12 protein-coding genes are annotated in these 12,935 nt (G+C 67.9%); 9 read left to right on the top strand and 3 right to left on the bottom strand.

What is annotated here, in order from left to right:
• Nucleotides 1-624: 624 nt before the first annotated feature.
• Complete coding sequence (locus tag ACIPUC_RS31820; RefSeq protein ID WP_446593854.1) at nucleotides 625-1,263, bottom strand: sigma-70 family RNA polymerase sigma factor; 639 nt, start codon at nucleotides 1,261-1,263, stop codon at nucleotides 625-627.
• A 558-nt stretch (nucleotides 1,264-1,821) separates the two neighbouring features.
• On the opposite strand from ACIPUC_RS31820, the gene ACIPUC_RS31815 reads away from it, so the two are divergent.
• The 3 genes from ACIPUC_RS31815 to ACIPUC_RS31805 all read left to right on the top strand — a co-directional run bounded on the left by ACIPUC_RS31815 (nucleotide 1,822) and on the right by ACIPUC_RS31805 (nucleotide 3,731).
• The gene (locus ACIPUC_RS31815; protein ID WP_446593853.1) at nucleotides 1,822-2,175 is read left to right on the top strand and encodes a DUF6233 domain-containing protein; all 354 of its coding nucleotides are present in this window, start codon (nucleotides 1,822-1,824) and stop codon (nucleotides 2,173-2,175) included.
• A 180-nt stretch (nucleotides 2,176-2,355) separates the two neighbouring features.
• Nucleotides 2,356-3,360, top strand: a complete 1,005-nt coding sequence (ku, locus tag ACIPUC_RS31810; protein ID WP_446593852.1) for a non-homologous end joining protein Ku — start codon at nucleotides 2,356-2,358, stop codon at nucleotides 3,358-3,360.
• A gap of 179 nt (nucleotides 3,361-3,539) precedes the next feature.
• Complete coding sequence (locus ACIPUC_RS31805) at nucleotides 3,540-3,731, top strand: hypothetical protein (protein ID WP_446593851.1); 192 nt, start codon at nucleotides 3,540-3,542, stop codon at nucleotides 3,729-3,731.
• 94 nt (nucleotides 3,732-3,825) lie between these two features.
• On the opposite strand, the gene ACIPUC_RS31800 is transcribed toward ACIPUC_RS31805, so the two are convergent.
• On the bottom strand, nucleotides 3,826-4,473 hold the full coding sequence (locus ACIPUC_RS31800) for an HNH endonuclease family protein (protein ID WP_446593850.1): 648 nt from the start codon (nucleotides 4,471-4,473) through the stop codon (nucleotides 3,826-3,828).
• Between the two features lie 575 nt (nucleotides 4,474-5,048).
• Here ACIPUC_RS31800 and ACIPUC_RS31795 point away from each other — a divergent pair.
• From ACIPUC_RS31795 to ACIPUC_RS31775, 5 genes are all read left to right on the top strand, one after another.
• Nucleotides 5,049-6,014, top strand: a complete 966-nt coding sequence (locus ACIPUC_RS31795; protein WP_446593849.1) for a DUF5677 domain-containing protein — start codon at nucleotides 5,049-5,051, stop codon at nucleotides 6,012-6,014.
• Between the two features lie 111 nt (nucleotides 6,015-6,125).
• Complete coding sequence (locus ACIPUC_RS31790; protein WP_446593848.1) at nucleotides 6,126-6,938, top strand: hypothetical protein; 813 nt, start codon at nucleotides 6,126-6,128, stop codon at nucleotides 6,936-6,938.
• A 203-nt stretch (nucleotides 6,939-7,141) separates the two neighbouring features.
• Nucleotides 7,142-7,549, top strand: coding sequence for a hypothetical protein (locus tag ACIPUC_RS31785; RefSeq protein ID WP_446593847.1), 408 nt, complete (start codon nucleotides 7,142-7,144; stop codon nucleotides 7,547-7,549).
• A 760-nt stretch (nucleotides 7,550-8,309) separates the two neighbouring features.
• The gene (locus ACIPUC_RS31780; RefSeq protein WP_446593947.1) at nucleotides 8,310-8,522 is read left to right on the top strand and encodes a helix-turn-helix domain-containing protein; all 213 of its coding nucleotides are present in this window, start codon (nucleotides 8,310-8,312) and stop codon (nucleotides 8,520-8,522) included.
• 516 nt (nucleotides 8,523-9,038) lie between these two features.
• Nucleotides 9,039-10,739, top strand: a complete 1,701-nt coding sequence (locus tag ACIPUC_RS31775; RefSeq protein WP_446593846.1) for an IS1182 family transposase — start codon at nucleotides 9,039-9,041, stop codon at nucleotides 10,737-10,739.
• Nucleotides 10,740-10,841: 102 nt separating this feature from the next.
• Here ACIPUC_RS31775 and ACIPUC_RS31770 read toward each other — a convergent pair whose 3' ends face one another.
• Nucleotides 10,842-11,297 carry a hypothetical protein gene (locus ACIPUC_RS31770; protein WP_446593845.1) on the bottom strand — a complete coding sequence of 152 codons (456 nt, stop codon included), beginning with the start codon at nucleotides 11,295-11,297 and terminating at the stop codon, nucleotides 10,842-10,844.
• 993 nt (nucleotides 11,298-12,290) lie between these two features.
• On the opposite strand from ACIPUC_RS31770, the gene ACIPUC_RS31765 reads away from it, so the two are divergent.
• Nucleotides 12,291-12,710 (top strand): STAS domain-containing protein, encoded by a 420-nt coding sequence (locus tag ACIPUC_RS31765; protein WP_446593844.1) that lies wholly within the window; start codon nucleotides 12,291-12,293, stop codon nucleotides 12,708-12,710.
• The last annotated feature ends 225 nt before the right edge of the window (nucleotides 12,711-12,935 follow it).

The following is a 12,935-nucleotide window of genomic DNA, read 5'->3' as shown; positions in this document are numbered from 1 at the left end:
CGTTGATGTGTGTCACGAGGGTGGGCGGCAGGGGCTTGCGGGCCTTGGTGTCGCTGTAGCTGCCCCACCAGCGTTGCGGGTCGAATGTCCTGGGGTCCAGCTGCTGTGCCCAGACCTGGGCGTCGTTGTACTCACCGTGGCGGGAGTGTTCCAGGAAGAGGCAGTACGTGGCCGTCTGGCTGCCGGCGGCGGCCGCGAACTGCCACCAGAACTGTGCTCCCTCATGTCCAAGGAGGTGCAGTAGGCAGGCGAAGACCAGCACGCCGTTCGCGTCGGTCGGGCCCTTGCTGACGAGGTCGTGCAGGGCGAGGCCGGTGCTGGGCCCGAAGACAGTTCGCAGGGACAGGGTCTTCAGGGCCCGGCGGGCTTCCTCGGCGTCGGCGGGCTGGTCGAAGCGGGGGTCGAGCCACGTCGACCTGAGGGGCGGGACTGCCGCGGTCTCCGGCCCTGGCTCGGGCAGGTCGGCGACCGCGCCTGTCCCCCCGGTGCGCAGGATGGAGTGGGCAGTGGTGCCCGAGCGGCGTAGAAGGCGCTGCTGGGCGGCGGCGATGTCGTAGGCGGCGAACCGGTTGGGGACCTGGGGCCGGACGTAGAGCCCCTTGAGGTACTCGGTGAATCGGTCCCTCATGCTCTGACCTTCCCGTCTTCGTTGGGGGAGTTGGTGGGGGCGCCGAGCAGGTGAAGGAGGCGGGCACGGGCCAGGCGTAGCTGGGAGCGGACGGTCCCTTCCTCGACGCCCATGACCAGGGCGGTGTCGCGGGTGCTGTAGTCCAGTCCGTAGTAGAGGATCACGGCGTCTCTCTGACGCTCGCTCAGCCTCCGGACGGCCGTATAGAAGTGGATAGTTCCGGCGAGGTACTCGAATGCGTCGGCCCCCCGCGTGAGGAATCCGTCGCTCTCGTTGAGGAAGGCCTCGAAGGCGGCGACGTCAGCAGGCTCGGGGCGGCGCCGACGGGCGCGCTGCTGATCGAAGATCCGGCTGTTGAGGACGGTCCACGCGTACTTGTGCAGGTGTTCCATTCCGAGCATCCGCTGCCAGTTGGCCAGGATGTAGTCGAGGGCCTTGTCGACGGCTTCCTCGGCGTCCGCGTCGGAGCCCAGTTTGATGTAGGCGACTCGCAGGTATGACTCGGTCATTGCCTCCTGGAAGGCCCAGTAGGACTTGCGTTCGGTATCGCCCCAGCCGTCCATCGGCTGACCCTTGAACGGGGGCCCGTAGGACTCCTCTGGGCCGCCGGGGTTGCCCGGCGCGCCCTGGGTCACCTGTCCACCTCACGGTGATCATGCGGCTTCGTGCGGGCGTGGCGAGCGGGGCCGGTCATGTCCGTGATTCCGATCCGAACGCCTGCGGCAAGCAAGCGCCTGCAGCTGCGTACGGCGTCGGGTCCGAAGACCCGCGCCAACGCGCTCTGAAGCACCGTCGCGGCGGTGATGTGCCGCACGTGCCCCTCCCGATAGTCGAAGGTGCGCCGTAGAGCCCCGCCCCGGCGCAGAGGCTTCATGCCTCCACCTATAGAGCGTCTGGGAGGCCCCGGAACGTGCAGTCAAAATTCGATCACTTCCGAAACCTCATTGCGCAATAGGAGGAACACAATCGTTCAGGGGACCCACAGGTCCTGCGCCCCGGTGCCCGACCCACCCCGACTCCGCGGGCTACACCGAGGAGCAACAGCTGCTGCTGGCCCGGCTGGAGCGCCGGCTGCGGCGGCTGACCGGCGTCGTAGTGACAGACGCGTTTTGGCAGAGCGTGGAGCGGGAGAACGTCGTGGCCGCGCGGATGGCCCTCAAGCGGGCCCACGAGCCGGTTTCGGGGTAGCTGCTGTGTCCGGGCGTGATTCGCGTGCGCTCTTCCCGCCGGATCTGGCCCGGCTGGAGGTGGTGGAGCGGCAGCTCCACGCGCTCCTCATCGAAGTCCGGACGCTGATCGCCGAGGCCCGCCGCGACCAGCGCCTCGCCGAGACCCCGCACCGGCCGGTGCACAAGGTCGAGTGGCGGATCCAGTACGGGATCGGGGCGGTGCGGCGGCCGGTGATGGTGCACGCCGGGGACTGCTCCATGGGCACGGCGCGGTCCCGCCCTGCCACCCGCGAGCAGGCCACCGAGGCCCTCACACAAGGGGTCGAGGCGTGCCCGATCTGCCGGGCCGACTCCGGGCTGGGGATGCTGGAAGCCTGATCCGAGCGAGCCTGTGATCCGGTTTACCGGCCACAAATGGGACGCAAGCGAGGCGGGTAGGTTCCCTAGTACGGGGTGTGGCCTGGCCAACCAGGCCGAGACGGGCCGCACCCCAGCCAGCACCTTTGCGGCGGGGCGCTCACTGGCACCTCGCGGTGAAAGTCGACGGCGGTGACGATCATGGCGCGTCCGGTGTGGTCGGGGGTCCTAAGCTTCGGCCTGGTCAGCCTCCCGGTGGGCCTCTACACGGCGACCGACAGCCACACGATCCGCTTCCATCAGCTGCAGCGCGGCACCGCCGACCGGATCCGCAACAAGCGGATCAACGAAAGGACGGGCAAGGAAGTCGCCCTCGACAACATCGTGAAGGGCTTCGACACCGGCGACGAGTACGTCCTGGTCGAACCCGCGGAGCTGGACGAGATCGCCCCCGGCCGCTCCCAGTCCCTGGACATCACCGGCTTCGTCGACCTCGAGCAGGTCGAGCCGATCTACTTCGACAAGACCTACTACCTCGGCCCGAGAGGCGAGGAGTACGCCAAGGCGTACTCCCTCCTGGTGAAGGCCCTGGCCAAGGCCAACCGTGCTGGCGTCGCCACCTTCGTCATGCGCGGCCGCGAGTACCTCGTCGCGCTCAAGGCCGACGACGACCTCGGCCTCCTGACCGTGCACACCCTCCACTGGGCGGACGAGATCCGAAACCCCCGCAAGGAAATCCCCGACCTTCCCGGCGCCACGAAGGTCTCAGAGCAGGAGATGAAGATGGCCGAGCAGCTGATCAGCGCCCTGGCCATGGACTGGGATCCCGAGACCTTCCGCGACACGTTCCAGGAAAAGGTCGCCGCGCTCATCGAGGCGAAGAAGGCCGGCAAGAGCGTCGAGAAGGCCGAGCCCCCGGCCAAGGCCACCAACGCCGTCGACCTCATGGAAGCCCTGCGCGCCAGCGTCGCGCGGGCACGCAGCCCCAAGGACACCGGCGAAAAGGCCACCACCGCGGCAAGTCCGCAGAGGAAGAAGGCCGCGCCCGCGAAGAAGCGCGTCACGTCCAAGGGCAAGTCGCTTCAGTCGCTGACCAAGGCCGAGCTCTACAAGAAGGCCGCGGCCGCGCACGTGCCCGGCCGCTCCACCATGACCCACGACCAGCTCGTCGCCGCCCTCACAGACACGGCAAGCAGTCGGTCCTGAGTCAGAGGAGGCCCAGCAGTGCATATGGGAACTCGCCCGGCCGGGCGTGAGGGCGTGGACGGGCTGCGACGCTGAGGCCGTTCCGGGCACGGCGCTCTCGCCCTCGGCCGGCACTAGGGATAGCCGCGATCCTGTGCGTCGCGGGGTGACGCACAGGACAACCCGGCGTTGTTCCGAGCATGAACGACATGCTGGACGTGCTCCTCGACGGCATCACCGAGCCGCGCCTGAAACTGATCAGCGAAGACGAGGCGAAGGCGCTGATGGTCTTCCTCGGGTTACTTGACGATGACAGGCAACCCGAGGACGTCCGTCAAGCCGCCGGGGAGATGCGCTTCCGCATCGGATCCCGCCTGGCGCTGCCCACGTAGGGAAGCGTGCCGGACGACTCCGACGTCGCCGACACCGACCTTTTCGACTGGCTCGACGGTAGGCCGGAGACCTGGGCCAAGTCCCCGCCGTAGGTCAGCTCGCCCGCTCGAATGCGAGGTTTGCGTTCGGGCAGTCGGCGGCGTACCGCAGCAGAGCCTCGCGCTCGGCCTGGTCGACGGCGAGGCCCCAGCGGTGCTTCGTGGCCACCCACTCGCCGATGTACCGGCAATGCACGGCGGGGGCGGGCATCCAGGTCGCCGGATCCTGGTCACTCTTCTGGCGGTTGGAGCGGGCCGTGACACCGACGAGGGTGACATCCGAGCCGAGGTCGTTGGCGTAACGGCGGCGGCGCTCGGTCGTCCAGCCGTAGCCACCGGAATCGTGGACTTCGGCGAGCGGAATCATGTGGTCAATGTCGATCCCTGCCGGGCCTTGGACAAGGACGTCGTCGTAGTACGAGTGCCAGACGCCCCCGGTGAGCGTGCAGTTCGCGCCGACTGTCGGCGCCTCGATCGCCTCCGCGATCAGTACGTCCGACCTCGCCGGGCAGCCGTTCTTGTCGTCGTCTTTCCAGTGTGGGTAGAGCTCGCGCTTGTAGCCGTCGCGGATCTCCTCGGCGATCGGCAGGGAGGTGATGGCCTCCATGAGGGTGTATTCGTCGGCGTGGGCGGCGGTGGCCGGGGCCAGGACGGCGAAGGCCAGGGCGGTGGCGGCGAGGCCGCGGCGAAGGTTCGTGATCACCGCCCGGTGATAGCGCGTCCGTAAGCCCCGGCTCGACCCCGCAGCACGACATCCACTCCGGTGGGGGAGCGGATTCACCGGAAAACCGATCAAGCAGCTGCGCGACTCGGCGGCACGACCTGTCGGGCTCTACTTCGCTGAGAAGAAGATGGAGTGCGGCTACGCAGGCGACACCGTCCATGTCCGCGCCCGTTGCCCGAGGAACCCATCGCCCAGCGAGCTCGCTGCCCTGACCCTGCGTTTCGAAGAGGTCGCGGAGAAGCGCGACGGAGTTCGGGATCATCAAGTCCGACCTCACGCTCGGTCCTGGGTGCTGAAGAGGCGCGCCGGGCGCTGGTCGAAGGCGTACCTATCTGCATCCACTGCCGGTCGGACGTCGCCCTCGGAATGTTGGAGTAACCCGGCAGCGGCATCGCATCGCGAGTCGCTCAGGGCCAGGTCTGCCGGCGTTCATCGGTGTGAGAGCCCGGCGAAGAGGAAGAGGGCAAGAAGGCCGAAGATCACCAGCAGGCAGCCGTTGAACATGATCCGCAACTTGCTTGACGGGCATCCACAGCCGGGCCTCTCATTGGCCCATGAACGAGGAACAGCTCAGGCAGGACGCCGAAGCACTGGCCACGCGCATCGTCCGGAACGTTCCCAAAGACCTCCGTCGAAGCGAGAGGCGACGCAGTCAGTTCCGAAGCGGACTCCGACGGCACTGGGGACGCAGCCTCGACCTCTATTCTCTGACGCTGAACCACGCCCATGAACTAGGCGCCGCGATCAACCAGCACGCACCACGGCCGCGCGACCCGCTCACCGACGTATTGACACAGATCCACGCTCGAGCCTGCCGAGCCGCCGACGAAGTCCACTGCCTGCTGGAAGCCGGCCACGGTCACGGAGCACTGAAACCCGCCCGGCTCCTGTACGAACTCGCCGTGGTTGCGTACGTCCTGGGCAACTACAGCCGCCAAGCCCAGTACGGCGACCTGGTCGACCGCTACCTCGCGCACCACGACAGCGTCGCATTCAAGTCGATGGAGACCTACCAGAAGCACGTCGAAGCCCTGGGGCAGCACCCCTTCTCCGACGAGGAAGTAGCCGAGGCCCGGCAAGCCGCGGAGAACGCCAAGCAGCAGTTCGGCAAGAGCATCGGAAGACAGTTCGGATGGGCAGACCCGTTGCCCGGTGAGAGGCAGAAGAACACCGAGGACCTGGCGAAACTCGCGGGCATCGCCCACCTCCACCCCTACTTCGAATGGGCCTCCGCAGAAACCCATGCCGGAGCCCAGGGCATCGCCATGAACACCGTCGGCACCCGCAGCGGACCCGTGCTAAGAGCAGGTCCGAGCGTCGAGGGAATCCCCGAGCCGGCCAGCCTCGCCCTTCTCTGCCTGTACCACTGCACGATCGCGCTCGGCGTTCATGGGCCACAACTGGCGGAGCCGGTTCTGATGCACCTCATGGTGGTGGAGGAGCTGCGGAAGAGGACAGACGCGGCGCTGGGGGCCGCCCACCTCAAAGCCGAACGCCGACCTCTGATCGCGACGAACTGAGGAGCAAAGACGCCAAGGCCCCAGGACACGGGAGGACCAACGGCGAGCGGCGCCTCGACGCAGGGGCGGGTGGCGCCGCGACCGTTAGCGGCACCGTCTACGCTCGCTCCGGTGAGTACCGCCGACCCCCGCGCGATCCTCGAAGCCTGGCTCGCCGGCCGCTACGTCCGCGCCGACGGCCAGCCCGTAGCCGGGCGCGCCTGGGACCTGGACACCAAGTACCGCTACCGCGCCGCCCTGGCCCACTGGCCCGTCCACCCGCCCGTCCAGGCACCGTACGACCAGTCCTGGTTCACCTACATCGGCCTCCGCATCTGGGAGGTCACCGCCCATAACGTCCGGAACTGGACGAGCGACCTCAAGAACCAGGACGGCATCGCCATGAGCGGCGCCGCCCGCGCCGCCTCCGCCATCCGCTCCTACTACGCCCACTGCGAGGACGCCCTCGGCGCCACCTCTTGGAGGCTGCCCCCGCGCTCCCGACTGGTCGGGATCGTCCCCACCACCAACCAGCCAACCCTGACCCGCGACCAGATGGAGGCTCTGCGCTCCGCCGCCGACATGTACCGCGGCCCGATGCCCGAACGCGCCCGCCTCGCCGTCTACCTCACCCTCGCCGGCCTGCGCCCAGGGCAGTCGATCGGCCTCTCCCTGCTCCAGATCCAGCAGGACAACCAGCACCACCCCACCTGGCGCCTCCCCGCAAAGAACAACTCCGCCTCCGCCGTCGCAGCACCCGCCCCCATCCCCCTCCCCGTCGTCTGGGTCCTCGACGACTACCTTGCCGTCCGCACCTGGCGGGCTCCCCACTCCACCGAGACCACCGGCCCCGTCCTCGCCTCCCGCCTCGGCCGCGTCCTGGCCGAGACCGCAGCCTCTCTCTCAGCCGACGCCATCGTCCACTCCCCATCCCCCTTCGCATGACCCGCTGATCCACCCAGGACTGGCCCCCAGATGAGGAGCCGTTGTAGCCACCCCGAGGGTCTCGACGCGGTTCTCGTACTCGCGGGGAAGTCTCGGTAGGTGACGGCTTTCCGCGAGGCCCTGTGGAGGAATGACCGCGGCTGCGATGCTGTCCTCCTCCGACAGCGTCTCGCGGACGCCAACTCAGCTGGAGGGAGCCGCTGATGCCGGTCTTGGAAGGGTGTCTTTGGGGCCTGTTAGGCGCGGCGCTCATTGAGGGCCTGGACCTCTATACCGCAATCCACACCACCGACGGCTGGCCCTGGAAGAAGAAGGGTGAGCCGGCGTTCGCACCGTATGCCGTCGCCGTGATCATCAGGCTGGGTGTGGGGATGGGGCTGACCGCAGCCTTCGCCGCCTCAGGACAGGTGGCCGGGCCCCTCGCGGCCCTCACCATAGGGATTGCCGCTCCCAAGATCCTGCAGCAACTGGCGAAGCAAGGGCTCTCACACCCAGTGGTTACCGCCCCACCCATAGAGCCTGCCGCCGTACCGGCACCCGCTGCTTCCTCTCAACAGCTGGCGGCTCCGGAGATGACGACGAACCAGGGAGGGCAGATCGGTGCGCTCTGACTCCTTCGCGTCCCAGGTGCTGGGGAACATCGCCCGGACGGCTCCACCGTTCGCAGAACGTCAGTTCCGTCAGGCTGAGAACCGCACTGCCCCTGAAGCGGAGCCTCGATCCTTCTTCTCCTGGCTACGCCATGCTCTGGCCTACGAGCCGCTGCACGACGACTCGCCAGGCCGAGACGCGATGCGTGTCCGACATGACGAGGAAGCGACCCAGCCTCGGCGGACATTCCCCCGGGTGCCGACACAGCACGGCCACCAGAGCGAGACGGGTCCCGTTCAGCCCGAAGACCACGGCCTTCGGGAGCACCAGGCGCAGGAGCCGGTTGACCAGCCGACCACGACCGCAGCGCCGGAGTCGCACGCCGACCTGCATCAGCAACTCGATCAAGCAGAACGTCAGCGCGTCACGACCGTTCACCAGATGGCAGACATGGAAAACCTGGCATCCGCGGCGTCGGCACGAGAAGTCAGTTCGGACCAAGAGACAAGGGGCCGAGTACGGCTGGTCCTCGAACTCCTCCGGACTACGGACCTCAATAGCCTTGACCCGTCCGACCCTCTGTACGTGCAGTATCTGGGCGAACTGATCGCGCTCCGGGAAACCCTGGAGACCGTCTTGGGCCGCTCCCAGCTCGTCCTCTCATCTCAGCGCCGTAACCCGCGTTCCGTACCTGCCGATGCTGATCTGTCCGATGAGCAGTCCCCGGATCAGCCGACTACCCACCGGTCTTCGTCCGCCCGTTCGAGCAAGGCGCAGGAACTGCTCGAGGGTGTGGTGTTCCTCACCGTGGCCGAAGTTGCCTCGGTGATGCGCGTCTCGAAGATGACCGTCCACCGCCTCGTGCACAACGGCCACCTTCCGGCGATCAGGGTTGGCCGCTCGTTCCGTGTCCCCGAAGGCGCCGTTCACGCACTCCTCCGGGAGCAGGCGGAAGCACTCGCCTCCTCCCCAAAGCCACGAGATGGACAGTAGGGACCGGGCCTGGCCTCGTCGCATTCGCTGAAGGGTGCCGGCCGCTGACCCTACCCTCGTACAGCGGCTTGTCATCGACCCCGGGCGGGCGGGACGATTGACCGGCCCCGCCGGCTGTGCACGGGCCCGAGCACCGACCCCCATCTCTCCGGCTCTGGGGGCACTGCAGGCAGCGGGTGGGAGGGGATCGCGTCGTAGGCGACGCACCGGTACGGCTGGAGGACCTCGGCGGTCACCCACGTGGTGAAACCGACCAGCTCGACGCCGCCGCCACAGCCGCCTGCCGCCTGCCACAGGGACGCCGCGATCTTGAACTTTCAGATCCCCCGGCCATCGAGCTCGATCTGCTGCCGCTCGAGAAGGGATGCTGGTAAGAAGCACGTCACCGATCCTGCTGGCTTATTCCGTGCCCGGCGCGGCTGGCGGCTCGTTGATCGGGACAGCAGCGGCCGGTCTTGGCGTTCCCGGTCGCGGGTGGGGTGTGGGATGTCGATGCGGCCGAGGCCGTGGCCGAAGGTGCCTGAGCTGACCGCGCAGGTGGCGCGGGCGGTGGCGGCACGGGGCCCGTACCCGTTGGCGATGCGGGTCCGTGACGAGCTGGGCGAGTTGTTCGCGGACGCCGAGTTCGCCGAGGCGTTCCGATCCAGAGGGAGGCCGGGCTGGTCACCAGGCCAGCTGGCGCTGGTGACGGTGTTGCAGTTCGCCGAGAACCTCACCGACCGGGCGGCAGCGCATCGGGTGCGATACGGCATGGACCTGAAATACGCGCTCGGCCTGGAGCTGGATGATCCCGGGTTCGACGCCTCGGTGCTGTCCGAGTTCCGCACGCGACTGGTCGAGCACGGCATGGAGGAGACGGTGCTCGACCTGCTGCTGACCGCCCCCAAGGACCGGGGCCTGGTGAAGGCCGGAGGCAGGCAGCGCACCGACTCCACCCGCGTGCTGGCGGCAGTACGCGATCTGAACAGGCTGGAGCTGGCCGGGGAGACGCTGCGGGCCACGCTGGAGGCGCTGGCCTGCGCGGCCCCGGACTGGCTGGCCCAGGCGGTGCCCATTCGGGAATGGGCCGAACGCTACGGTCCGCGGACTCACTCCTGGCATCCGCCGGCTTCCACGAGCAAGCGCGAGGAGATGGCCCTGGTCTACGGCCGGGACGGGTTCGCGCTGCTGGAGGCGGTGCACGCCCCTGATGCCCCGGCCTGGCTGCGCGAACTCCCAGCGGTGCAGGTCCTGCGCACGATGTGGGTGCAGAACTACCACCGCACCGTGACCGAGGCCGGAGCGGAGGTGAAGCGGCGGGAGAGCAAAGACCTCCCGCCCGGCAGGCTGCGGCTGGCTTCTCCGTACGACACTGACGCGCGCTACGGCCTCAAACAGGGCTCCTGGTGGACCGGCTACAAGATCCACATCAGTGAGTCCTGCGACGAACCCGACGACCAGGACCCGGCTGCCGGAGGCCAGGCGCTAATCCCCGGAGCCGACGGACCGCCACCCCGCTTGATCACCAGCATCGCGACCACCGACGCGACAGTGACCGACGCGGAAATGACCGAACCGGTCCATCACATCCTCGCTGCCCGCGATCTCCTGCCCGCCGAGCATTTCCTCGACTCCGGATACGCCTCCGCCGAGCTGATTGTGGGCATGAAGAAGAACTTCGGGGTCACCCTGGTCACTCCGGTCCTGATGAACAGCTCACCCCAAGCACGTGCCGGCACCGGGTTCGACCGCACCGCGTTCACCATCGACTGGGACAAGAGGCAGGCCACTTGCCCGCGCGGAGAGACCAGCACCTGGTGGAGCCCCGCCAACCTGCGCGGCACCAAGGCTATCGTCATCAAGTTCGACAAGGAGACATGCCGCCCCTGCCCGGTGCGCGACCAGTGCACCCGCTCGAAGACCGGCGGCCGGACCCTCTCCCTGCAACCCCGCGAGCTGCAAGAAGTCCTCGACCACGCCCGCCTCCAGCAGGGCGACGAGCAGTGGCGAGCCAAGTACGCAACCCGCGCGGGCATCGAGGGAACCATCCACCAGGCCGTCGCGGTCACCGGAATGAGACGTGCCCGCTACCTCGGTCTCCAGAAGACCCACCTGGAGCACGTCTTCTCGGCCGTTGCACTCAACCTCATTCGCCTCGACGCCTGGTGGAATGGCCACCCGCTCGACCGAACCCGCGTCAGCCACCTTGCCCGACTCGACCTCTCCCTCGCCGCGTGACCGAATGAAGCCGGCAGGATCGGTGACACGGTGCTTACCGGCACCCCGACTCGCGGGAGGGCACCGCTGTCCATTAGCAGATCGGCGGATTGGCTGGGTGCCTCAGCCAAAGAGCCACCAGACAAAGCGGGAGGCCCACATCTGCAACCAGCTCAGGCCAAGGATGAACGCAGCAGAGGCGGCGAACACGAAGCCACGTCGCAGCAGGACGCTGAGCTTGGTCAGGCCCTCTTCGAAACCCGGCGCCCATGGGTCCGGGGCAAGCCGTCGTACGCTCCACACCCACAAGCCTGCGAGAAGACCGAAGGTGCCACCCAACGCAGCCCAATCCTCAACGGCGTCGTCAGTCGGGATCCAAATCCAGGCCGTTACCGCGAAGCCAAGACCGGCCAGTGTCAGGCCTCCGGTCTCACCGGCCAGCTCAGAAAGCGACGTGTGCGCGGCGACGAGCCGCTGGGGCGTCCGGCCACGCACCGTTTGCCAAACGTCGATCGCTGGGCCCAATGTGCTCGTGCCATACGCCATGGCCAAGACGAAGTCCCAGTAGGAACGCGACATCGCAAGCTCCCCGATACTTTCCGAGGCACAGGATGTCGTAGGGGGATCTTCACTACCAGGCGCCACACACAGTTCTGGCCCGCCCGCACCCGGGCAGTTCATAGTGTGGCGCCATGAGATCCCCGACCAACACGGCGCTGGTGTCCTACGGCCTCGGGGAACAACGAAGAGCCATTAGCGCTAAGTGAATGATCTTGAAGTCGGCGTTTCTGCGACGTCGTCCTCGGTCGGCCACGTCGGGAGGGTGCCGCGGTGCGGTTCGGCGGTGGAGCGAGCCGCCAACCCGCCGGGCACGGAATAAGCCAGCAGGATCGTCACCAGCCGCAAACGGCTCCCTGCCTGCCCCGGGGCAGCTCGGGCGACACCGAATAGGCGCCGTCCGGTCGATTCGGTGCCACGGTGATGACAGTCATCCGATCGACCGGACAAGCCCTGGCCGACCGCCACTGCCCCGCCCGGACACCTGGGGGATGGGTCCCTCGTCGGGGGTGGTTTCCGGGGCCCGGCCGTGTCGCCGCCGCCTGCGGTACCGGCTTTGACCGGCCATGAACACCATCAAGCACGCTGCGGTGGCAGCACTGGTCGTGGTCGCTGCGGCGGCACCGGCCGCCACCGCGACCACGGCTGCGCCGGTCTACAAATGCGCCAGCAGCACGAACGACATTGACGACACCAGCTATGACGGGCCGTGGCCCGACAACTGGAAGATCACGGTGAAGCGTGCGCGGCCGGGTCTGGGAGCACGGTCTACGCCTACGCCGAGGCTCGGTGGGACGGTCCCGGTTTCTATCCGGTGGACGATTCGACGATCTTCGACGTGGCCAAGCTCTGGCGGGCGAGTAGGAGTGGGGTCCGCCGGTCGTCTGGAAGGGCGCCTGACTGCCTCATCCGGGTGGAATCTTTCCTCCTGTTCAGGGATCGGTGCTGGTCACATGGGGTGAAAGGTCCGCGTGGCTCGTTTCCCGGCACCGGGTGGGAGGCGTTGATGGGGACGTGAGTACCTCAATCACCTCCCCGATACTGTCCGCCGCTCTCGCGCCCCTGACTCCTCCCACCGTGCACGACTCGGGCGCGGACACCGCGCCCGGCGTCATAGTCGTCCACTCCTGCACCACCCTTGGCACCACGCTGGTCGTCCGCCTCAGCGGAGAGATCGACCACTGCAGCGCCACCCCGCTGCGGGCGCTCCTAGCCTCCGCGGCCGATGCCGGCTACACCGGCCTCGTACTGGACACCGAGCGGGTCACCTTCGCCGACTCCGGCTTCCTCGCCGTCCTCGACTGGTGGCTCCGGAACGGACGCCGCCTCAGGCTCGCGAACTGCTCCCGGTCCGTGAAGCGCCTCCTGCACGCTGCCGCCGCAGCGACACAGGAGCAGGCCCAGGTTGTCTCACTGACGGCGGCGACGTCATGATGTTCATACTCCTGACCTGCACCCCGATACTCGCGGCGTTCCTCCTACTGCACTGGGAACCCCGAGAGCCGTAGTCTGCCCAGCCGCCTGGGCGCACACCTCGCAGGAACCTGATCCACTGCCCCCTGGCGCCCCCGTTCCTCGGCGCGATGGCATAACTGAGGACAAGGGGTGGGCCTGCGATGGTCGCGGGCCTACCCCCTTGTCCTGCCTCGTCCTCGAATG

It is taken from the genome of Streptomyces sp. LARHCF249 (assembly GCF_052871255.1).
This window is presented reverse-complemented; position numbering and strand designations above follow the sequence as displayed.

What these genes read in the sequence shown, in the direction of transcription:
- ku (WP_446593852.1), top strand. Translation starts at nt 2,356, where the DNA reads ATGGCGCGTCCGGTGTGGTCGGGGGTCCTAAGCTTCGGCCTGGTCAGC.
- ACIPUC_RS31805 (WP_446593851.1), top strand. Translation starts at nt 3,540, where the DNA reads ATGAACGACATGCTGGACGTGCTCCTCGACGGCATCACCGAGCCGCGC.
- ACIPUC_RS31795 (WP_446593849.1), top strand. Translation starts at nt 5,049, where the DNA reads ATGAACGAGGAACAGCTCAGGCAGGACGCCGAAGCACTGGCCACGCGC.
- ACIPUC_RS31785 (WP_446593847.1), top strand. Translation starts at nt 7,142, where the DNA reads ATGCCGGTCTTGGAAGGGTGTCTTTGGGGCCTGTTAGGCGCGGCGCTC.
- ACIPUC_RS31770 (WP_446593845.1), bottom strand. Translation starts at nt 11,297, where the DNA reads ATGTCGCGTTCCTACTGGGACTTCGTCTTGGCCATGGCGTATGGCACG.